Source organism: Marinomonas flavescens (assembly GCF_004352835.1).
GTDB lineage: Bacteria > Pseudomonadota > Gammaproteobacteria > Pseudomonadales > Marinomonadaceae > Marinomonas > Marinomonas flavescens.
This window is the reverse complement of record NZ_SJSB01000001.1, coordinates 429,096-449,924: the sequence shown is the minus strand read 5'-3', so window position 1 is coordinate 449,924 and position 20,829 is coordinate 429,096. Positions and strand designations below refer to the sequence as shown.

General features: G+C 43.0%; 21 protein-coding genes. 6 read left to right on the top strand and 15 right to left on the bottom strand.

Annotated elements, in window-relative coordinates; translation table 11 throughout:
* Entirely contained in the window at positions 1-345 is a 345-nt protein-coding gene (locus tag E0D70_RS02020; protein WP_133010585.1) for a carboxymuconolactone decarboxylase family protein, read from the bottom strand.
* A 96-nt stretch (positions 346-441) separates the two neighbouring features.
* Positions 442-1,227 (bottom strand): YoaK family protein, encoded by a 786-nt coding sequence (locus tag E0D70_RS02015; RefSeq protein WP_240536928.1) that lies wholly within the window; start codon positions 1,225-1,227, stop codon positions 442-444.
* A 178-nt stretch (positions 1,228-1,405) separates the two neighbouring features.
* On the opposite strand from E0D70_RS02015, the gene E0D70_RS02010 reads away from it, so the two are divergent.
* Together E0D70_RS02010 and E0D70_RS17680 are read left to right on the top strand one after the other, a co-directional pair.
* Complete coding sequence (locus E0D70_RS02010; protein ID WP_133010584.1) at positions 1,406-1,936, top strand: Mpo1 family 2-hydroxy fatty acid dioxygenase; 531 nt, start codon at positions 1,406-1,408, stop codon at positions 1,934-1,936.
* A gap of 86 nt (positions 1,937-2,022) precedes the next feature.
* Positions 2,023-2,157: a hypothetical protein gene (locus E0D70_RS17680; protein ID WP_276312837.1), complete on the top strand. Its 135-nt coding sequence runs from the start codon at positions 2,023-2,025 to the stop codon at positions 2,155-2,157.
* Positions 2,158-2,237: 80 nt separating this feature from the next.
* Here the strand turns inward: E0D70_RS17680 and E0D70_RS02005 are convergent, their stop codons facing one another.
* The 10 genes from E0D70_RS02005 to E0D70_RS01960 all read right to left on the bottom strand — a co-directional run bounded on the left by E0D70_RS02005 (position 2,238) and on the right by E0D70_RS01960 (position 12,322).
* Positions 2,238-2,669, bottom strand: a complete 432-nt coding sequence (locus tag E0D70_RS02005; protein ID WP_133010583.1) for a group I truncated hemoglobin — start codon at positions 2,667-2,669, stop codon at positions 2,238-2,240.
* On the bottom strand, positions 2,663-3,529 hold the full coding sequence (locus E0D70_RS02000) for a DUF3034 family protein (protein ID WP_133010582.1): 867 nt from the start codon (positions 3,527-3,529) through the stop codon (positions 2,663-2,665). The genes E0D70_RS02005 and E0D70_RS02000 overlap by 7 nt, the downstream gene beginning before the upstream one ends.
* 112 nt (positions 3,530-3,641) lie before the next feature.
* A complete protein-coding gene (locus E0D70_RS01995) occupies positions 3,642-4,262 on the bottom strand; it encodes a methylamine utilization protein (protein WP_133010581.1) in 621 nt (206 codons plus the stop codon).
* 107 nt (positions 4,263-4,369) lie between these two features.
* Complete coding sequence (locus E0D70_RS01990) at positions 4,370-5,428, bottom strand: ABC transporter substrate-binding protein (RefSeq protein WP_133010580.1); 1,059 nt, start codon at positions 5,426-5,428, stop codon at positions 4,370-4,372.
* Entirely contained in the window at positions 5,425-6,894 is a 1,470-nt protein-coding gene (locus tag E0D70_RS01985; protein WP_133010579.1) for a sensor histidine kinase, read from the bottom strand. The genes E0D70_RS01990 and E0D70_RS01985 overlap by 4 nt, the downstream gene beginning before the upstream one ends.
* Positions 6,857-7,540, bottom strand: coding sequence for a response regulator transcription factor (locus E0D70_RS01980; protein WP_133010578.1), 684 nt, complete (start codon positions 7,538-7,540; stop codon positions 6,857-6,859). Before E0D70_RS01980 ends, E0D70_RS01985 begins: the two co-directional genes overlap by 38 nt.
* Before the next feature lie 121 nt (positions 7,541-7,661).
* Positions 7,662-9,182: a tripartite tricarboxylate transporter permease gene (locus tag E0D70_RS01975; protein WP_133010577.1), complete on the bottom strand. Its 1,521-nt coding sequence runs from the start codon at positions 9,180-9,182 to the stop codon at positions 7,662-7,664.
* Between the two features lie 2 nt (positions 9,183-9,184).
* Complete coding sequence (locus E0D70_RS01970; RefSeq protein WP_133010576.1) at positions 9,185-9,625, bottom strand: tripartite tricarboxylate transporter TctB family protein; 441 nt, start codon at positions 9,623-9,625, stop codon at positions 9,185-9,187.
* Positions 9,626-9,709: 84 nt separating this feature from the next.
* Positions 9,710-10,702, bottom strand: a complete 993-nt coding sequence (locus tag E0D70_RS01965) for a Bug family tripartite tricarboxylate transporter substrate binding protein (RefSeq protein WP_133010575.1) — start codon at positions 10,700-10,702, stop codon at positions 9,710-9,712.
* 387 nt (positions 10,703-11,089) lie between these two features.
* The gene (locus E0D70_RS01960) at positions 11,090-12,322 is read right to left on the bottom strand and encodes a pyridoxal-phosphate-dependent aminotransferase family protein (RefSeq protein ID WP_133010574.1); all 1,233 of its coding nucleotides are present in this window, start codon (positions 12,320-12,322) and stop codon (positions 11,090-11,092) included.
* A 322-nt stretch (positions 12,323-12,644) separates the two neighbouring features.
* On the opposite strand from E0D70_RS01960, the gene E0D70_RS01955 reads away from it, so the two are divergent.
* Entirely contained in the window at positions 12,645-13,073 is a 429-nt protein-coding gene (locus E0D70_RS01955) for a DUF3010 family protein (protein WP_133010573.1), read from the top strand.
* 214 nt (positions 13,074-13,287) lie between these two features.
* Here E0D70_RS01955 and E0D70_RS01950 read toward each other — a convergent pair whose 3' ends face one another.
* Positions 13,288-14,172 carry a DMT family transporter gene (locus E0D70_RS01950; protein ID WP_338068559.1) on the bottom strand — a complete coding sequence of 295 codons (885 nt, stop codon included), beginning with the start codon at positions 14,170-14,172 and terminating at the stop codon, positions 13,288-13,290.
* Between the two features lie 248 nt (positions 14,173-14,420).
* Between E0D70_RS01950 and E0D70_RS01945 the strand changes: the two genes are divergently transcribed.
* The 3 genes from E0D70_RS01945 (at position 14,421) to E0D70_RS01935 (ending at position 18,458) form a co-directional block, all read left to right on the top strand.
* Entirely contained in the window at positions 14,421-15,242 is an 822-nt protein-coding gene (locus E0D70_RS01945) for an HAD-IIB family hydrolase (protein WP_133010571.1), read from the top strand.
* Between the two features lie 124 nt (positions 15,243-15,366).
* The gene (locus E0D70_RS01940) at positions 15,367-16,593 is read left to right on the top strand and encodes a glycosyltransferase family protein (RefSeq protein WP_133010570.1); all 1,227 of its coding nucleotides are present in this window, start codon (positions 15,367-15,369) and stop codon (positions 16,591-16,593) included.
* Between the two features lie 83 nt (positions 16,594-16,676).
* Positions 16,677-18,458 carry an alpha-amylase family glycosyl hydrolase gene (locus E0D70_RS01935; protein WP_133010569.1) on the top strand — a complete coding sequence of 594 codons (1,782 nt, stop codon included), beginning with the start codon at positions 16,677-16,679 and terminating at the stop codon, positions 18,456-18,458.
* Positions 18,459-18,564: 106 nt separating this feature from the next.
* Here the strand turns inward: E0D70_RS01935 and E0D70_RS01930 are convergent, their stop codons facing one another.
* Together E0D70_RS01930 and E0D70_RS01925 are read right to left on the bottom strand one after the other, a co-directional pair.
* Positions 18,565-18,894, bottom strand: coding sequence for a DMT family transporter (locus E0D70_RS01930; RefSeq protein ID WP_133010568.1), 330 nt, complete (start codon positions 18,892-18,894; stop codon positions 18,565-18,567).
* 12 nt (positions 18,895-18,906) lie between these two features.
* Positions 18,907-20,748, bottom strand: coding sequence for an ABC transporter ATP-binding protein (locus tag E0D70_RS01925; RefSeq protein WP_133010567.1), 1,842 nt, complete (start codon positions 20,746-20,748; stop codon positions 18,907-18,909).
* Positions 20,749-20,829: the final 81 nt, after the last annotated feature.

The window sequence follows — 20,829 nt, the reverse complement described above, 5'->3', positions numbered from 1 at the left end:
TTATTTCTCAGCTAAGAATTCGTCTACGGCGCCTAACGCTTGAGTACCATAAATAATGGAAGGGCCGCCGCCCATCATGATAGCGACGCCTATCGTTTCAATCATTTCCTCTCTTGTTGCGCCGGCACGAAGTGAGGCTTTAGCATGTGCACCAATACAACCATCACAGCGTGCAGAAATAGCAATACTTAATGCCATGAGCTCTTTGACTTTACTGGATAACGCTCCCTCTTTCATGGAGGCTTTGTGTAATTCCATGAAGCCATCTAACACCGCTGGTGCGGATTTACGATATTCAGAAGACAGTGTTTTTTGATCATTATTGATTTCTTTATAGCTTTTCATAGCAAACTCTCCAGAATAAATTAGAAAAAACTAATGTACTCCGAAAAGCTGACCCAATAAAACCTATAACACCCAAATACTGATCTAACGCAATATTTAAATACGCTCTGCCGTTACTAAGTGTTTTCGTTTCGAGTAAGCGGTGTACACAAAAGACAAAATAAGACAAATAAACGCCGGTATGTATAAGGCATTAAACAAATAGACTCTGAACAAATAAGTCCCGAGCGTTCCACCCGTGATAAAGCCTGCAATGATCAGCAAGAAAAGAATCAATTTTCTTTTATCAAGCTCCTCACCTCTAAGTGCTGAGCCAAACATAATACCTAAATCTGTAAAAATACCCGTCATATGAGTAGTTCGTACAATGGCTCCGCTGTACTTAGTGGCCAAAGCGTTTTGAACCCCACAAGCTGCAGAGGCGGCATAACAACCGTAATACGAGCCGTTCGAAAATAGGTAAATAGACCAAAAAATCAATAAAGCTTCGATTATCAAGGCTAAACCATAGTGGTGACCAAGCTTTAAAGTACGACTGTGTAGCAAGACACCTGATAACGAGGCGCCAAGCAAGAAAGACAATAGAACACCGGTGAGGTCTGCGCTGGTTCTTAATGGCGCATCAAGGAAACTTGCACCGAGCAGCGTTACTGTACCGGAAAGATGAGAGATGGCCTGATGATCAAGACTAATCAGCCCTATGGCATTAATAAAACCCGCCACAAAGGCAAGAATAAACGCCCCGTATTCAATCCATTTTGGCAACCGTGAAATCAAGAGTCCTCCGAAATATAAATATTTAAAAGTAGATTGATTGGCCTGTCTAACCGCTGGCCTAGCCGAATAAATGTCCGTTGAGCCCAGCGTCAGATTCGGCGCCACTCAACCCCTCTATCCTATTCCTTTTCGAAGAAAATCGACACGGCAATGGCCAGCTTAGCGAGACCTTAAGCATAAAAGCACCTTATGATCGATATATGATATACCAAAAAATCATTTCTATTTTTATAAGAAATGCATTTAAATGATATCACGACAATAATAAAAACAAGGACACTCAATGAAAACCATGCTCGAACATTTATCGCAATACGCTTTTTACCACCAAGACAAACGCAATGTGGCGACGCATTTTATCGGCATCCCTATGATAGTGGTTGGCATCACCACCCTTTTATCGCGACCACACTTCTCTCTATTCGATCTAATGCTCACACCCGCCATACTCATTGCGATCGCCAGCGGTTTATTTTACATCAAGCTCGATTTCATCATTGGTGCCATTATGTCCTTGTTACTCGCTCTGTCTTTGTGGATCGCAAATACACTGGCAGCACAAAGCGTCCAAATATGGTTAATGAGTGGCATTGCATTATTTGTGATTGGTTGGGTTTTTCAATTTATTGGTCATTTTTTTGAAGGTAAAAAACCGGCATTTATCGACGACATTACCGGGATCATCATTGGCCCTTTGTTTGTCTTTGTCGAATTCCTCTTTGTGCTGGGACTAAAACGAGAATGGGAAGAAAAAATCAATGTGTTTTGCAGCAAGAAAAATAGAGAAACAGCTTTACTGACTACAGTCAATTAGTTGCTCTTGTCATCTATGAATTTGGAGAATAAACTGATGAAACTGACGCTCTAGTCACTTACACTAATTTATTAAAGAGATGAATAATGAGAAAGCTATTAGCTATATTTGTGGTAGCACTGCTAACCACAGCTTCCTTTTCTACCTTAGCTTGTCCTAAAGGCGAACACCCATATGGTGGAACAGGTTCACACCACAAAGGCGGTTATTGCTCTTACTAAATAACCGATTATCACATAAAAAAAGCGACTCTTAAGTCGCTTTTTTTATGTGATAATTTTTATGAGTAACTTTGTCTTATTTATTGGTACAGCATCTCACGACGTGTTTTCGCTAGCACTTCTAATACTCTATTTTGTTGCGGATAGGTAAGCCCTGCGTCTTTCATTGCAGCAACTAATAAATCCACCGTGGTATTAAAATCTGCTTCGGTTATTTTTTGTCCTTGGTGAACTTTTAGCATGGTGTCACCCGTATACTGGCAAGGACCACCCGTACTTACGCAGAGATATTCAATAAACTTTTCACGAAACCTGTCTATATTCGTTTTGGCAAAATACTGATAAATAGTTCTATTAAAGCTAATTTCCTGAATGAAATTATCCGTAATTTTTATCATTACGGGTTGTCCGCCAACGTCATCATAGAGACTTTCAGGTGCTTTATTCTGGTTCGCACAAGCAACTAAAAAAAGACAAAATATGAGCACTGACGCCTTGATAAAACTCACCATAAATACCCCGTCATTGAGAGATAAAGACCTGTTTGATCTTTTTGCGTGGCCACTGTGCCAAGGTCTACATACGCGGCGGTAAGGTTGAAATTTTTGTTCGGATTATAACTAACAAATACATCTTTCCAATCGTCTTCTTCGACTCTAGAAAGGTTATTGGGCTTTTGACGATATTCCATGCCCACTACCCATTTTGGCGAGAGCAATAGGCCGACACTGCCTTCCATCACCATTTGGTAGTGATTGTTGCCGTCTCCACCGAAGCCCAACAAGCCCATCTCATTGGCCTTGGTTGCACATGCGGTGAGGTTCCAAATAAGATCATACCCAGCAACAAGGCCAAGGTGCACTTTTGTCGCCGCTAAGTATAAGTCTGTGCCACTGTCTTTCTTTGCACCTAGGTAAGACGCTACCGTGTTTTGATCCAAGCTTTTATGCTGCAACCCAATGCTTACTTGTGGGTAATCCGAGTAAACAAGGTCACCGAATAGCCGAACCTTTGCACCCAAGATATTTTGCTTAATCTCACCAACACCTAACGCTTTATTTAGAGAAACGGGTAAATGAAATGTTTGCTGAGCATAACTTAGCTCAACACGGTCATAAAAGCTGCTCGCAATACCTATTGAAGAAAGTCGATAGTCGGTTACGTCCACATTAGTCATAAACACAGAGGCCGATGTTTCATCGCGGGTATCGTAACCCGCTAACGTCGCCCATGGGACTAGGCCGCCGCCACCACTGCCTTCTATTTGAGATAATCCTGCGGTTGCTAACAACTTTCCAGCATCTGCCATAACGCTGGTTGCACTTGTCATAACGCATAATAAACTCAGCGTTTTCAGCCCTTTTATTCTCATTCTAATCCTTTTTATTTAGGCAATAATGGCATTCTTGCCATTTGCAGCTAAGCGCCATAACATCTTTGTTATTAGGATTATTATGACTTCCCCTTCCGCTAGATAGTCCCTTTTAAAACTTTTTGCCAAAACTTGTGGCGTGTTTATGCTCTGCTTGTTTCGCGCTAGGTAATAAATCTAGCATAATCGTTTGGCTCGCCTCTTCACCCAAAACCAAGGTTTTTGTTGAATTAATTGTTGAGGATAAATTTTCATCCCAAATATTAATTCGATCTCCTGCATTAGCAGGGAGAGTAGCCTTACCATTTTTATCGGTTTTGATCACAAATTCATGGTTGACCACATAAATATAGCCAATCATATCATCATGAATATTACAGCCTAAAACAACCAAACCCGGCTTATCAAATAAGATAGGAGCGGTCGAGTTGCCTTTATAAAGTTTAATTTGAAACGCTTTTGGCGCCGAAAAACTATAAACATTATGGCGAATATCATCGCTATTTGGAAAACTGACAGACTGACCTTTCTGAATCACTAGTACTCGAGGGCTAAATTGGACATTTACCTGATCCATAACTGCAATGCTATCTGGTGTTTTCTGCTCATGATTTGGCAAGGTAATAACAGCATTAGGCACTGGTTGGTGATTTTCATCGATGACTTGGACACTAATATCTGCCCAGGCATTGTGTATTGTGAAGACGAGCGCCATGACCAAAAAAGGTTTCATGATTTTATCCATTACGTACTTACTCCGCTTGGTCATTTTCAATGATAAGCCAATCACTTAGCTTGCTAAAATAAAGACATCAGGTATTTAAATACGTTCCTTAATCGCTACTTTTCACTTATTTCTAAAGCGACTTCCCAACTTTTAATAAAGCGGCGTTGCTTTGCATAGTCGCGGCCGACTAGCAGCTGCTGATCCATCTCAATGACACGCTTTGGCCCCGGAGCTTCAACTATATAAGGCGTTTTCACTGAGGTCATTTCGGGGAGAATGGGAAACAACAGCGCTTGTTTTTGCATGATTTTTTGCACATCATCAGACAATAAGAAGTCTAAGAAATGCCCCGCATCCTCAAGGTTAGGGGCATTTTTAGGGATTAATGCGACTCGCATTACCATCAAGGTATAATCTTTCGGCAAAATCATTTTAAGACGAGGATCAGTACGCGCTCGCTGTGAAGCGTATGAACCTAATAAGTTGTACCCCAGCACTAATTTACCACTAGCAACGTCGTCTATTATTTCGTGGGTGCAGCAATAAGTTTGTAATTTATGACTGCCGAAAGCTTCAATCAAGCGCCCCCAAGTAGCATCCGCTTGACGCGCATCCTGGCTCGCTAATAAATAGCCAACACCACTATTTCGGATATCATAAGTGCCAATTTTACCGGTCATTTTATCTTCGTATTGGCGAATGGCCTGCAACAAATCCTGCCGATCCTCTGGTAATTTTCCTGGATACTTATCTTTATTTACCAGCATAACGACAGGCTCAAGAGAAAAAGCAAACACTTGATTACGCCATTTTGCATCGCTTGGTAAACGTGCGGTCGCATCGGACGAATAGGTCTGCACATAACCATCATTGGCCAATTTAAACTGTAAATCCATCGCACTGCTAATCACTAAACTGGCACTGGGATTGGCCTTTTCTTGAATCGTTTTTTTGTACAATTCAAGTGTGTTTACATCCAAATACGAAACACGAACATCAGGATGGAGCGTGACGAAACGCTCTAACAAGGGAGAGAAAGACGCTAAATCCAATGAAGAGTTTATACGTAGCACCCGTGTTGCATCGGGTTTCCCAAACCAAACTGGTTCTGCTTTTAGCGCATTTGATAAAAACAAACAGCCAACACAGATAATAACGATTAACCCCTTCATATGGTCACTCCCACTTTGAATTTAGCAATATCAATCTGAAAGGTCGTGCCTTTGGGTTCGGTATTTAAAATACGAATACGTGCAGTATGATGGTCAACGATATCTTTAACCATCGCCAAGCCAACGCCGCTGCCTGCAATGTCATAACGCCCTCGATAAAAGCGCTCGAACACTCGCTCTTTCTCATCGTCAGGGATACCTTCACCATGATCAATAACTTGGATACGATAATAGGAGGCAAATTCAGCCACAGTCACCACTACTTCGGTCGCTTGCTGCTCTCCTTGGTTGCTGTAGCGCACCGCATTTTCAATTAAGTTCTGCATCATTTGCTGCAAAGCAAATCCATCACCTAACACAGTCGCGCTGCTTAACTCAGTGTCTAAAGACAGACTAACGCCTTGATGAAGTGCGGTCACAGCTTGTTCCCGACACGATGCCGCAATAGGCACTAATAGGTCGATAGGCTCTCGATGACGCGTTTGCATACGATGGGAAACCACCGCTTGATTCAATAACAAAGTGACGGTTTGGCTCAATGCATCGCACTGATTAACAATGTCTTCTAATACCTGATGCTGTCGTTCTGGCGACGTTTGGTCACGAGCGTTTTCTGCTAATGCTCGTAGCCCTGCAAGTGGTGTTCGCAATTGATGAGCAGCATCGGCGGTGTAATGCTCTAATTGCTCTAAGTTAACTTGAAGGCGCGACATGAAATGATTAATTGCCACTTTCAAATGGTGGGTTTCTTTGGGTGTTTTGATGTCTAACGGAGTCAGATCACCGGGAGATCGCTCTTCTAATACGTGCCCAATACGGTGTAAAGGACGAAGCACTAAGTGGCTACCGATGACAATGAGCGCAATGGCGGCTAAGGCAATTATCAATACAATATCGACCGCACGCTGTGTCACTGATGAGGCAAGCTCCTCCCGAGATAAACGCGTTTGCCCTAGAATAATACGAACCGTCCCAGTGGCATCAGGCTCAATTAAGTGCCGCTCGAGAAAAGCAAAGCGTACTTTTTCACCGGAGTATTGGCGATTGAAAAACTGAACTTTATCGTAAATCGGCTCTTCTGGCGGGGTAATGTCTAAATCTTTATAACCAGTAATAAAGCCCTGATCTGAGCTTTCTACCTTGTAAAAAACCTTGTCGTCATTGGCTTGGGCAAGTGTGGCAAAAGCGGACCAAGGAATATCAATACTGACTTCATTATTGATCAAGCCAACATTTTCATCCATTTGCAGCAAAGCACTGCGCAGTAAGCGATCGTAAGATAAATCAGCCAAACGATTACTGTAATCAAACACAAAGCTAATCGCCAATGCCGCGATAATACTAATGACTAAGCTACCAACCACTATAAAGCGAAAACGCAATGACGGCGCTCGCTTCAGCGCTTCGCGTTCTTCGCTGAGATTACTTTCAGTGGGGCTTTGGTTTTGTAGTGATTTCTGCCACATAGCCAATTCCTCTTAGGGTACTAATGGCAAGATCACCTTGCGATAACTTTTTACGCAAACGCCCAACATACAACTCAATGGCGTTCGCACTGGGGGCTTCATCGAAATTAAACAGATGATCAGTAATTTCATCCTTGCTTAATACTCTGCCTAGATGACCAAGAAAAATTTCTAACAACCGAAACTCTCGGTTGGTCACTGCCGTCAATTCACCACAGACAAATACCTGACGACTGTCACGATTTACGGTGATGTTTCCATGTTCAGTAACGTTCGTCGCGTACCCTTGCTTACGCCTCAATAACGCACGGCAGCGTGCTTCCAGCTCACCAAAATCGAAAGGCTTAGTGAGGTAATCATCTGCACCTTCGTCTAACAAACGTATTCGATCATCGATTTGGTCGCGAGCTGTTAGAATCAAGATTGGTGTTGAATCGTCTCGTTGACGGAGCTTTTGAAGCAGTTGCAGACCGGATAAGCCGGGTAAATTCAAATCCAGTAAAATAAGATCGAATGTTTGGTATTTAAGTAAATCGTCGGCTCGCTTGCCGTCTCCGATCAAATCGACACCATGGCCTAAGCTTGCTAAGCGCTCGCAAATGGCTTGCCCTAAAACTTGAGTATCTTCCACCACCAAAATTCGCATACTACGTGATTACCAAAGCTGTTTATTTCATCGCAAATTAAAAAAGCTTAACAAACAAAAAGTCCGAGCCGTTGACACGACTCGAACTTTTTTAAACTCACTTTACGTAGTATTGCAGGTGTTAATCGTCTTGAACAGAATCTTTTGATTTACGCATTTTTGAACGCACAATAGGACCCACGATAAGAGGAAGAACCAGCCCTAAGATTGCGACAGTCCATAAACCGATACTCAATCCACTGTTAAAAAGCACACTCCAATCACCATCGGAAAGAACCAAGGCATGACGTAAGCTTTTTTCCATTTCTGGCCCAAGCAACAACCCTAAGATCACAGGTACTAATGGAATGTCCACTTTACGTAAAATGTAGCCCAGCACGCCAAATGCCACCATAAAATACAAATCGGTTGGACTATGACTAACGGAATAAATACCCACAGAAGCGATCAAGGTCACCACTGGCATAAGGTATTTAGGCGGTACGCTCAACAACTTAACGAAGATGCCAACCATCGGAATGTTTAATAGAAGTAGCACAAAGTTACCAACGAACATCGCGGCAATAACACCCCAAACAAGATCAGGGTTTTGTGTAAACAACATAGGACCCGGTGAAATATTTAACGAGATCAACATCGCTAATAACACCGCTGTGGTTCCGCTTCCCGGTACGCCTAATGTCAACATAGGAACTAACGCACCCGATGCCGCACCGTTATTACCAGACTCTGGCGCCGCGACACCACGTGGGTCACCTTTACCAAATTCGCCTTTATCAGAAATTTTCTTCTCTAATGAGTAGCTGATAAAAGACCCTAAAGAAGCACCAGCACCCGGTAAAACACCGGCGATAAAACCTAATATGCCACCACGAATTGAGGTTGGTAACACATTCAAGATATCACGAGCGGTTAGCTTAAGCTTATTAATCGCCACTTGCTTAAGGCCGTCTCCCGCATGACGCTCAAGGAAGAAGAACAACTCACTAATAGCGAACAAACCAACAATCGCAATAATGAAATCCACCCCTTCAAACAACTCAAGCATATTGAAGGTATACCGCTGAACACCGGTTGAAATATCAATACCGACAGTAGAAATCATCAAGCCAATCGCTGCGGCCATGACTGTTTTAACTTGATTCTTACCCGTTACACCACCTAGTGTCGCAAAGGCTAATACAAACAAAGCAAAGTATTCAGAAGGACCAAATTTAAGAGCAAATTTAGACAAGATCGGAGCAAGGATAACCAAGCCAATAGTCGCGATAAAACTACCAATAAAAGACGCAATAGCGGAAATAGCCAGCGCTTCGGCCGCCTTTCCCTTTAGCGCCATCGGATAACCATCCAAACACGTCATCATGGCTGGCTCATCACCAGGAATGTTAAGTAGGATAGAAGAAATACGACCGCCATACATGGCTCCGGCATACACAGACGTCAGCAAAATCAACGAAGACGTAGGCGATAACCCAAGACTAAAGGCAAGCGGTATTAAAATTGCAACGCCATTAGCAGGACCAAGGCCAGGTAAAGCGCCAATTAGGGTACCTAAAATGGCCCCAATAACAGCGAACATGATGCTTTCAGGTGTCAATGCCACCGCAAAGCCATTCATCAGTAAACTCATTGTTTCCATGACTACAGCTCCAACAGACCTAAAGGCAGTGCAAGTTCTAGCACATTGTTAAATAAGAAGAAGATAATTACCGACGATACAACGCCTGTAATCAAACTCTTAACAAAGTTCGCTCCCATTCTCCAACTTAAAAAGCTGACAACAAAAGTCGCCGCTGGGATAAAGCCAATTGGCTCAATCGCCCAAGCGAACAAAAGAATCGACAACGCGACTACGATCAACTCGATTAACATTGGTACCGGTGACCATTTTTCATCTGGATCCGGTTTAACCATCATGTAAATCGCACTAATGGACATAACCACTGACAATATAATAGGAAAAGTTTCTGGGCCGACACTTTCTTGTCCGCCAAATGGAATGGGGAATTGCATCGCTCCCCAGCCGTAAGCAACGGCTAGGATCAGCATCAGCAAGCCAAACACACGGTCATTAATACGCATGTCTTTGCTCCGAATTAGTTAAATCGTTAGGGGGATAATCGTAAAGTAATATAGGGGGATAGAACTCCCCCTAACGGTCGAGGCTTACTTAATAAGACCGATATCTTTAGATAGAATTTTAATATCTAGCGTTTGATTGTTAACAAATTTTGTTAATTCTTCGCCTGATTTGTGGAATGGCATTAAACCATTTTTAGCCATAACACCTTTCCATTCTGGTGTTGCGTATAACTCATTCATAGTATTTACCCACCAATCGTAGGATGCTTTACTTGCATTGCCTGGTACGTAAAAACCACGCCAGTTTGGTGCAACAGAGCTAATACCTTGTTCTAGTGCCGTTGGGATCTTGTCGAATGGAGCTGGTAAACGTTTTTCAGAAAGTACCGCTAACACGCGCAAGTCACCAGACTCCATAAAGCCTTTGACCTCTGAAATATCACCAGTAAATGCATCAATATGACCACCAACCACTTGTACCAAAGCTTCAGATCCACCACTAAATGCTAGGTAACGGATTTTCGGTAGGTTACCAACGTGTGCTTCCTTAGCTGTCATTAGGACTTTTAAATGATCCCAACCACCAGAGGCACTACCACCAGCAAATTTTACCGCTGAAGGGTCTTTTTTAAGCGCATTCATCATCTGTGTAAGTGATGTGTATTTAGAATCTTTGCCTACCGCGATAACACCGTAATCTGCCCCTAATGTAGCAACCCAACGAACTTGGTCAGTGTGCATACCAGGGAATTGGCCTTGTGCTAGGCGCGTTGTTGTAGCCGTACTCGCTGCAACAATAAGATTGTCATCGGTAGCTCGTTTACTCACTGTATGTGCAAAAGCAACACCACCGCCCGCTCCGCCCATATTGATAGTTTGGACGTTTCCTTTAATGTAATCCTGATCAACTAGTACTTTACCGACACTACGACAAGTAAAATCCCAGCCACCACCAGGTGCTGCAGGAGCAATACAATCAACGCTGCGGTTAGGCTCAAATGCTTGGGCTTGGCTTACGGCTGAAAGTGCGACAACACTTGAAAGAAGAACAGTCTTTAAGGACATTTTAGTTAGCATGGTTTTCTCCTGCTTGTTATTTTTTTATTAGCGAGCTTTAGCCTGAGCCTCAAACATCAAGGTTTGCGTACTCCAAACTAGACACCCGACAATACATCCCAAAACTGTCACCATCCTGTCATGTGTGATTTATATCAATAGAATGTGTAAAAAAATCTTACAGACGCACTAATTTCTCCTCACGATATCAATAAAAAGGATAGCAGTGCCGATATCAAGAATTGCAGTTTTAGCCTTTGGATTAGGGTGGAAAAACCTCTACTGCTTGGGAAACCATCTATTTCCTAGTAACCGTCTAATAAAAATGGAGACAAAAAAAGGCGCTTCATAGAAGCACCTTTGATTGAAACAGGCCTATCTGGTTATGTGTGTAACCAGATAGATATTTTATGCTACGTGATACAAGGTGCGTGGCACACTTTGTAGATAGGATTCCATCTCAGCCATACCATTTGGTTGGTCAACTCTCACATTTAAGTCTCGCATGGTGCTGCCAAAAGCGTGCAAGGTACGGAACAAGTTATGTTCACGGCATTGCTCGCCCATTTGACCAATGCGCACAATCGGCTGACCAAATGAGCCGGCAATTTCAACTCGATACACATCGGAAATATGACGGCAAATACCCCCTGCCGTCAGCCCTTCGGGAATATTAATACCAACAACTGAATTTAATCGCGAAGACGATGGTATAAAAAGCTCTAACCCCATCCCTTCAATACCAGCCTGCAAAGCTTTGGAACAACGTAAATGGCGAGCAAACCGTTGCTCTAAAGTTTCATCGCACACCAGTTTAAGCGCTTCATGTAGAGCCATAATCCCCGATACAGGCGCCGTGTAATGATAACCGTCTTTATGCCAAAAGTTTTCTGCTAGCTGAGCATCAAAACACCATTGCACAACCGGTTTAGTTCGAGATTTTACTTTGGTCCATGCGTCATTTGAAAAAGCCAGCAAAGAAACGCCGGGAATAGAAGACAACCCTTTCTGACCACCTGTAATCACAACATCAATTTGCCACTCGTCCATTTTCAACGGCATAGTACTCAATGTACAAACCGCATCTACCATCACTAAACAGCCATAAGATTTGGCAATTTTTGCAATGGTTTCTAGAGTGTGGTTGAACACCGTATTAGAGGTTTCACCTTGGACTAAACTCAACACTTTAGGCCGTACTTTTTCAATCGCCTTTCTCACCAATTCTGGATCAGCGGCTTCTAATACAGGCACATGCAGTTCATGAACATCTGCGCCGATACGTGTCGCCATTTCTGCCATTCGATGGCTAAAAAAGCCGTTGTTAATACACAGAATTTTTTCACCGGGCTCTAATAAATTAGACACGGCCATTTCCATTGCCGCAGAAGCAGGACCCGCCACGCCTAATACCCATTTTGATTCCGTCTGAAAGACATACCTCGCCATTGCTTTTACTTGATGAATTACCTGCGCCATAACACTCCCTAAGTGGTTAATAACCACTGAGTTCGCCTTAGCGACACACTCTGGAATTGGCACTGGCCCAGCGCCCATCATTAATAATGGTTCGCGCGGAAGAATGTCATCTAGTGATTTCACCTGGGGACGAGGAATGCCCATTGGCGATGAAGCAATCATAATTTACAACCTATTGATTAATTATTACGATGAAAGAGACTTTGAAAAGCTAACGCACATTTTTTGCACTTTAGTAGCAGAAAATATCGTTTTTATATTTTTTTCAAAATAATGTTCGGAAATAATACAATATTCTCGTATTAAAAAAGAGATATCAGCAGTAAAACAGTACGATATTTCACACCTTCTCAATTTTGCCCTACATCTGACTTGCATCTTCTTAACCAAGCAGTGTTTTTTACTCTCTTCTCTGCGTAATTTACTCTACGAGTTTCACTAATCTGTGCGATAATTCAATAAATCCCCTATTCAGGAACAGGTTATGAATACTTGTGGTATCGAAATCAAAGGCAGCGAAGTCATCCTTTGTCTTTTGTCGAAACAAGAAGGTCTCTTTCAGATCGCTGATTGTCGCCAGATTCGTCATACGTTGAGCAATCCAAATAGCAGTGAAAGCGTGCGAAAATTTCAGTTTATGCTGAAGAAACTGTTTGAAGATTACAAAGTCTCACGAGCCGTCATTCGTGAACGCCCTACTAAAGGCAAATTTGCTGGTGGCGCAGTCGGTTTCAAAATCGAAGCGTGCATTCAATTAATCGACACCGTCGATGTTGAGTTGCTAACTGGCGCAAAAGTAAAAGACATAGTGAAAGACAACCCTTTCCCTGTGCCATTTAAATCAACAGGACTTAAAGCATTCCAAGAAGGTGCTTTCACTGTTGCATATGCAGCGCTTAGCGAAGTTCAGTAGTAAGTAAGTTCTCTGCTATAGAAATCAAAAAAGGAGAAAAACGATCCCTCGTTTTTCTCCTTTTTTATATTCGCAAAATACCTCAACGCCTACCCAGAAAGCCCTTATCTAGATAGCACTAAAATACCGACCCATCAAACAGACGATTCTGATGCACACAAGATATCCAAATTAGCGCAAAGGCAAAAACACGCACCATTTCTGTGCAAAAATATTATTTTCGCTTACCAACTAAGACAATCAAAACACCACCTAACACCGCCGCTGACGCCAGAATCAAGTGCAAAGTCACGCTTTCATTAGCGAAAATAACACCGCCTAATGTCGCAATAATTGGTACTAATAGTTGCAATACCGCCGCCACAGATGCACTCATGTGTGCCAGCACCGCATACCAAATCGCGTAACCCAATCCAGACATAATCGAACCAGATGCAACCGCCAACCAAAACCCTTTTAGGGTGATGTCGAGCTGAAAACCAACACAAACCAGCACTATTAACAGCAACGGAAGCGTACGCACAAAATTAGACGCCGTGGCAAACAATGGCTTGGTCACTTTTTTACCATGCCAGGTATAAATCCCCCATGCGATACCCGCTAAAGCCATTAGCACAAAGCCGATAGCAGACGGCGTTGAAAGCGTCGGCAATACTAGATAAACAAAGCCGGAAAACGCCACCGCAAGCCCCAACCACTCTAGCCATTTCATCCGATGCCCATTGATAAAAGACAATAAAATCAAGGTAATCTGCACAGCGCCAAATAAAATAAGGGCACCAATACCTGTGGCTAATGAAACGTACGCGTAAGAAAAACCAAGCGCGTAAACGAACAACGCCAGAGCCGAAGGCCAACTGCCAGACAACCACACTTGTTGCAATCGAGTTTTAACCGCTGGCGTGCTGTTCTTATCTCGATAAAAAAGACACAACACACATAACATCAAGGCACCACTGACCAATCTGACTAGGGTAAAAGACGCTGGATCAATTAAGGCACCAGAATCATTTTGCACCAGCGCCAGACGACATAAGACAGAGTTAGCAGCAAAAGCGACCAATGCCAAAAAAGTAGAAAATATTAATTTTAAGTTCATTGTCATATGTTTGTTCAATTAACGCGTTAGTGTCTAAACAGGAACTCAACAGCCCCGCACGAAAGGTTACTTTCACTGACTGGCACCAGATTTGCAAGATCAATGAATCATCTTTCACTGGAATAGTTTGAGTGAAATAGCAACGTTCGATAAATAAAATCCGTTGCCTAGCTAATTAGGAGGTATAAGATCATTTAACGTCGCAGGGCACAGATTTGCCTTTGCTCCTTTAAATAGGTCCTACAACAATGACTCGTCTTTTAGTATTTTCAGATCTCGATGGCACCTTACTTGACCATCATACTTACAGTTTCCAACCTGCTATACAGGCTTTTCAAGCACTTAAAACGCTTAGCATTCCTTGTATTTTAAACACCAGTAAAACCTACGCAGAATTAATCCAACTACGAACCAAGCTCGGCCACCAAGATCCATTTATCGTAGAAAATGGGGCGGCTATCTATCTTCCCAAACACCTAGGGTTGCCCATCGATGATTCCTTAGAAGATCACGGTGACTTTTGGTTAAAATCCTTCGGTCCAAACCGTCAAGCCTTGATCGATATAATCGATGATTGCAAAGCGCGTTACCGCTTCCAAGGTTTTCATGACATGCAATGGCAGGACGTGGTTGATTTAACCGGGCTGTCTGAAGCCAATGCCAAGCTTGCAATGCAACGAGAGTTTACCGAACCCATGGTATGGCAGGATTCGACCATCGCTCTTAGCCAATTAAATCAAGAGCTTGAAATAAAAGGGGTTCAAGTACAAAAAGGCGGACGCTTCACTCATTTGATGGGGAAAAACTGCGATAAAGCACGCGCAATGCTATGGCTAAGCGAACGCTACCAATCACATTATAAAGAAGCGGTCACCACTATGGCGCTTGGGGATGGCGAAAATGATATCGGCATGCTCAGTAAAGCAGACATTGCTGTGGTGATTCGCTCACCTGTTCACGCACCACTAGAAATCCCTAATCGTAATGATGCTTGGCTGACTGATGCCTATGGCCCTGAAGGGTGGGCACAAGCTATTGATAAGGCGCTGAGTAAACAAGGCATTCTTTAAAAAAACAGCCCTGCATAACATTGAAACACAAGCGTAAGGTACACGATTTTAGAAACCACTCACTTAGTACAACAATAACGTTCGTTATGCCGAGTCTTAGCATAACGGCATTAGGAGAAATATTATGGGCGATTTTCATCAAAACGGAATCATCACCACATTACACAATTTAGCGCACCGCCCTCTTGAAGAAATGGAAAGAGAATTGTGCGAGTTTTCTAAAACTCGGCCTATGTCTCTTATTCTTCCTTGCTTATATTCCGAATTAGAAACCGATGCGATGCCGAATATTATTGAGCATCTGAAAAAAGTCACGTATTTAGAAGAAATCATCATTGGCCTAGACCGTGCTACTGAAGAACAATATCGCCACGCTCTGGAGTTTTTCAGCGTACTGCCGCAAAAACACAAAGTATTGTGGAACGACGGCCCTCGATTGCGCGCCATTGATAGCGTATTAAAAGGCGAGCATCTTTCGCCTTCTGCTCCTGGTAAAGGTCGTAATGTCTGGTTTTGTATGGGCTACAACTTAGCCGCGGGGAAAGCCGAATCTATCGCTATGCATGATTGCGATATCGTCACTTATGATAGAGAGCTATTAGCTCGCTTAATTTACCCCGTTGCCAATCCAAGGTTTAACTACGAATTCTGTAAAGGTTTTTATTCTCGTACTGCTAACGGCAAGATGAACGGTCGCGTCAGTCGCTTATTAGTTACTCCTCTGCTCTACTCATTGAAAAAAGTCTTCGGTAACTTGGAGTATTTGGATTATCTAGATAGCTATCGTTATCCATTAGCCGGTGAGTTTTCTTTCCGTCGCGATGTGATGACGGATATTCGTATTCCGAGCGATTGGGGCTTAGAAATTGGCGTACTAAGCGAAATGCAACGTAACTACTCCAATAACCGTTTATGCCAAGTTGATATTGCCGATGTTTACGACCATAAACACCAAGACCTGTCAGCAGAAAATGATGATGGAGGATTGTCTAAAATGTCCATCGACATCACCAAAGCAATTTTCAGAAAGCTGGCAACAAACGGTATTATCTTTAATCAAGAGACCTTCCGTACTATCAAGGCAACTTACTATCGCGTGGCATTAGACTTTATTGAAACTTACCGCAACGACGCAGAAATTAATGGCCTTAAGTTAGATGTACACTTGGAAGAACAAGCAGTTGAGCTGTTCGCCGGTAATATTATGAAAGCCGGTGAGATGTATCTCGCTAACCCAATGGAGGCTCCATTTATTCCAAGCTGGAACCGTGTCGTTAGTGCTTTCCCTGGCGTAATGAACCAACTCGCTCTTGCTGTTGAACAAGATATGAATGAATTCGGAGCAAAATAAACACTCTTTTCACAACGGTACCAAGTTCTGTTAAATAACAGGACTTGGATTTCCTTTTTCAAATTTATTACAGGTAGGTTGTCATGGAAAATGCTGCGCCCTCTCAATTAGAACAACGGCTTATGGCTCATTTGCAAACCTTGTACCCTAATTACGATGCAAGTGAACTTGCCCGCACCTGCCTTGCGAGGTTTAACCTTGACCCAAAAACAGAGTCCCCACGACCCCATCTAAATTTATGGGATCAATCCGACATTATGCTTATCACCTACGCAGATACCTTGCGCACTGAAGGTGAAGCACCATTAGCAACCCTGCAAAAGTTTATCAAAAACAAATTAACCGACTGTATTTCTGCGGTTCATTTATTGCCATTTTTCCCTTACAGCTCTGATGATGGTTTTAGTGTGATGGATTACACCACGGTAAACCCTGCCTCTGGCCGTTGGGGGCATATTTCAGAAATCGCCAAAGATTTTAAAGTAATGGGAGACTTAGTCATCAACCATTGCTCTAGCCGAAGCATGTGGTTTGAAAACTACAAAGCAGGCGTTAATCCAGGCGCAACGTTTTTTTATGAAGCCGACCCTAATGCCGATTTAAGCGCGGTCATTAGACCAAGAACATCCCCTTTATTGCGCGAAGTACAAACCAAAAATGGCGAAAAACATGTTTGGTGTACCTTCAGCCATGACCAAGTTGATCTGAACTTTGAAAACCCAGACGTACTCTTAGAGTTTCTTGGTATTATCCGTTTATATCTAGAAAAAGGCATTCGCTGGTTCCGTCTGGATGCGGTCGCTTTTTTATGGAAAATACCCGGCACGCCGTGCATCAACCTACCACAAACTCATGAAATGATTCGTTTATTGCGCTTAATGATCGAGCATTACGCGCCGGACTCCGTGATCATTACTGAAACCAATATTCCGAACCAAGAAAATCTGACCTACTTTGGTAACGCCAACGAAGCGCATTTAATTTACAACTTTTCTTTACCTCCGTTGCTTATTAACAGCTTAATTACGGGGAATTGCGCGCATCTCAAGCAATGGCTCATGTCTATGCCTCCAGCCCAGCAGGGGACGACTTATCTAAACTTTATCGCCTCTCATGACGGTATCGGTTTACGCCCTACGGAAGGCCTCTTATCTGAATGGGAGCTGGAAACACTGATCAATACCATGAAGCGCTTTGGCGGTCGTTTAAGCTCTAGAACCACACCACAAGGCGAGGCCAAGCCTTACGAAATAAACATTAGCTTATGGAATGCTTTGTCTGGTTCGGTACAACAAGGACCGGATCAATGGCAGTTTGCACGCTTTATGTGTGCTGCTGGGGTAATGATGTCATTAGAAGGTGTTCCGGCCTTTTATATTCACAGCTTCTTTGGCACAGAAAACGATAATGAGCGTGTAGATAATACTGGTCAGTTCCGCTCCATTAATCGTCACATTTGGCAAATGGACGATTTAGAACACGCGCTAAACACGCCAACACATCATCAGAAAGTATTTAATGGGCTATCGCGTTTAACACAAATTCGTCGGGCTCAAACGTCTTTCCATCCTAATGCTACGCAATATGTACTGCACATGGGTGACAATCTATTTGCTTTCTGGCGCCAAAGTTTAGATCGACGCCAAAGCTTATTTGCAGTGTACAACATGACGGATCAGCCGCAGAGTTTTAACTTGTCAGAGCTTAACTTGATTGCTACCGACGATTGGAGAGATTTGATCACCGATCAAATTTATGAAGATCATTTAGCAACAGTCACGCTTATGCCTTATCAATTTGTTTGGCTTGCCAATAAAATAGGTAAGGTCAAACTTACTCAGCCTACCAGCAATACTCAGTCGTAAAGCGCCCCACTCTCGGCATACTTTGCACTGATAACACCCAAATTTAAGTATAAACGCGGCCAAAGCCGCGTTTATACTGTTTTTTTAGGTTCTGCTTACAACAACGCTAATGACTCACTGATTTAGAAAACAAATTAATCACCACGACTCCGGCAACAATAAAACTCATCCCTAACCAAGCGGCTAAATCCAGTTTCTCATTAGCAAATAAATAACCAAACAACGAAATCAGTACAACCCCCAATCCGGACCAAATAGCATAAGCAATCCCTGTGGGCATTGCTCGCATCACAATTGTCAGCAAATACAATGAAACAACATAACCAATCACAGTAATAGAACTGGGCACCAATCGAGTAAAAGAGTCCGATGCTTTCAGTGCCGTGGTGGCAATCACTTCACACAAAATCGCCACACATAAAATCAAATACGTCATATTACTCACTCGCTATAAAATAATGTCTTCCGCTAAGAATCCACCGGTTTGATGGGACCAGAGTTTGGCATAAATACCACCACGCTGGATTAACTCTTCATGAGTACCTTGTTCAGCGATTTCACCGCTATCCAGCACTATTAAACGATCCATAGCCGCAATAGTAGACAGCCGATGGGCGATCGCAATCACAGTTTTACCTTCCATTAATCGGTAAAGACTTTCTTGAATAGCCGCTTCCACTTCAGAGTCGAGCGCCGAGGTGGCTTCATCCAAAACAAGTAAAGGAGCATCTTTTAGCAGCACTCGCGCAATGGCAATACGCTGACGCTGACCACCTGACAATTTAACGCCACGTTCACCGACCATGGCATCGTATCCTGCATTGCCAAAAGAATCTGTTAGCGTTTGAATGAAATCATGCGCTTCGGCTTGTTTTGCCGCCGCGATCATTTCTTCTTCACTGGCATCAGGACGACCATAAAGTAAATTTTCGCGTACCGTACGGTGCAATAAAGACGTGTCTTGCGTCACCATACCAATATTGGCTCGTAAGGTATCTTGTTGCACTTGGGTGATGTCTTGATCGTCAATCAAAATACGACCTGATTCAATATCATGAAACCGCATCAGCAAATTCACAATCGTTGATTTACCTGCCCCAGAGCGGCCCACCACACCGATTTTCTCACCTGATTTTATGGACAAATTCAGGTTTTCGATAACTTTGCTGTCTTGTCGACCGTAATGAAAATGCACCTGCTCGAAGCGAATATCACCTTGCTTAACCAGTAATGGCTTAGCCCCCTCTTTGTCTTGAATTTGCAGTGGTTTGGATAACGTTTTCATGCCATCGGTTACCATACCGATATTCTCAAACAGCGAACTCACTTCCCACATAATCCATTGCGCCATGCCGTTTATTCGCAAAGATAAGCTGACCGCAATAGCAATCGCACCAATACTTATTTGGCCATATGTCCAAAGTAAAATAGCCACCCCAGCCACACTAAATGCCAGCACATAGTTACACACTTGCACGCCCACATTGAGCCCAGTTACCAAACGCATCTGCTGGTGCACCGTCTCTAAAAATCCATCCATTCCCTCTTTTGCATAACTGGCTTCGCGTTGAGTATGAGAAAACAGTTTTACTGTCGATGCATTAGTGTAGCTGTCTACAATACGACCCGTCATAGTAGAGCGCGCATCCGCTTGTTTCGTAGACACTCGTTTTAATCTAGGAACAAAATAGAACTGCAAAGCAATATAAATACCCAGCCAAACCAGCATCGGCAGCATTAGCCGATAATCTGCCTTGGCGATCAACACCAGCATGGAGGTGAAATACACCACGATATAAACTAAAACATCGAGTAATTTCATGACACTCTCGCGAACGGCTAACGAGGTTTGCATGACTTTGGTCGCCACTCGCCCAGCAAAATCATCTTGAAAGAAGGTGACACTTTGCTTAAGCACATAACGGTGTGCCAACCAACGTATGCGCATTGGGTAATTACCCAATAAGGTTTGATGAATAATGGCAGAATGCAAAAATGTCACCACTGGCATGACTAACAACACCATTAAGGCCATGCCCAGTAAATGCGTCCCTTCTTCGGCAAAAAAAGTTTTAGGATTTTTCACCACCAGCCAATCAACCAACTGCCCCATGAAACTGAACAAGGTCACTTCCAGCATCGCAATGACTGCAGTAAGGACTGACATTAAGATTAAAGGAACTTCAACACCTTTTGAATAATATCGACAGAATGCATACAGCGTACTTGGCGCCTGAGAAGGCTCAGTATCAGGATAAGCTTCTATCCATCTTTCAAAAAAACGTAACATAACATTCCTTAGTAATTAGAGAGACGCCTCGAAATACGTGTTTAAAAGACACGCGAATTTCAGACGCTGATACAACAAGCG

What these genes read in the sequence shown, in the direction of transcription:
- E0D70_RS02000 (WP_133010582.1), bottom strand. Translation starts at nt 3,529, where the DNA reads ATGAGAATAAAAGGGCTGAAAACGCTGAGTTTATTATGCGTTATGACA.
- E0D70_RS01950 (WP_338068559.1), bottom strand. Translation starts at nt 14,172, where the DNA reads ATGAACTTAAAATTAATATTTTCTACTTTTTTGGCATTGGTCGCTTTT.
- E0D70_RS17680 (WP_276312837.1), top strand. Translation starts at nt 2,023, where the DNA reads ATGAGAAAGCTATTAGCTATATTTGTGGTAGCACTGCTAACCACAGCT.
- E0D70_RS01940 (WP_133010570.1), top strand. Translation starts at nt 15,367, where the DNA reads ATGGGCGATTTTCATCAAAACGGAATCATCACCACATTACACAATTTA.
- E0D70_RS01985 (WP_133010579.1), bottom strand. Translation starts at nt 6,894, where the DNA reads ATGTGGCAGAAATCACTACAAAACCAAAGCCCCACTGAAAGTAATCTC.
- E0D70_RS01925 (WP_133010567.1), bottom strand. Translation starts at nt 20,748, where the DNA reads ATGTTACGTTTTTTTGAAAGATGGATAGAAGCTTATCCTGATACTGAG.
- E0D70_RS01990 (WP_133010580.1), bottom strand. Translation starts at nt 5,428, where the DNA reads ATGAAGGGGTTAATCGTTATTATCTGTGTTGGCTGTTTGTTTTTATCA.
- E0D70_RS01995 (WP_133010581.1), bottom strand. Translation starts at nt 4,262, where the DNA reads ATGAAACCTTTTTTGGTCATGGCGCTCGTCTTCACAATACACAATGCC.
- E0D70_RS01980 (WP_133010578.1), bottom strand. Translation starts at nt 7,540, where the DNA reads ATGCGAATTTTGGTGGTGGAAGATACTCAAGTTTTAGGGCAAGCCATT.
- E0D70_RS01955 (WP_133010573.1), top strand. Translation starts at nt 12,645, where the DNA reads ATGAATACTTGTGGTATCGAAATCAAAGGCAGCGAAGTCATCCTTTGT.
- E0D70_RS01945 (WP_133010571.1), top strand. Translation starts at nt 14,421, where the DNA reads ATGACTCGTCTTTTAGTATTTTCAGATCTCGATGGCACCTTACTTGAC.
- E0D70_RS01970 (WP_133010576.1), bottom strand. Translation starts at nt 9,625, where the DNA reads ATGCGTATTAATGACCGTGTGTTTGGCTTGCTGATGCTGATCCTAGCC.
- E0D70_RS01975 (WP_133010577.1), bottom strand. Translation starts at nt 9,182, where the DNA reads ATGGAAACAATGAGTTTACTGATGAATGGCTTTGCGGTGGCATTGACA.
- E0D70_RS01960 (WP_133010574.1), bottom strand. Translation starts at nt 12,322, where the DNA reads ATGATTGCTTCATCGCCAATGGGCATTCCTCGTCCCCAGGTGAAATCA.
- E0D70_RS01935 (WP_133010569.1), top strand. Translation starts at nt 16,677, where the DNA reads ATGGAAAATGCTGCGCCCTCTCAATTAGAACAACGGCTTATGGCTCAT.
- E0D70_RS02010 (WP_133010584.1), top strand. Translation starts at nt 1,406, where the DNA reads ATGAAAACCATGCTCGAACATTTATCGCAATACGCTTTTTACCACCAA.
- E0D70_RS01965 (WP_133010575.1), bottom strand. Translation starts at nt 10,702, where the DNA reads ATGCTAACTAAAATGTCCTTAAAGACTGTTCTTCTTTCAAGTGTTGTC.
- E0D70_RS02005 (WP_133010583.1), bottom strand. Translation starts at nt 2,669, where the DNA reads ATGGTGAGTTTTATCAAGGCGTCAGTGCTCATATTTTGTCTTTTTTTA.
- E0D70_RS02020 (WP_133010585.1), bottom strand. Translation starts at nt 345, where the DNA reads ATGAAAAGCTATAAAGAAATCAATAATGATCAAAAAACACTGTCTTCT.
- E0D70_RS01930 (WP_133010568.1), bottom strand. Translation starts at nt 18,894, where the DNA reads ATGACGTATTTGATTTTATGTGTGGCGATTTTGTGTGAAGTGATTGCC.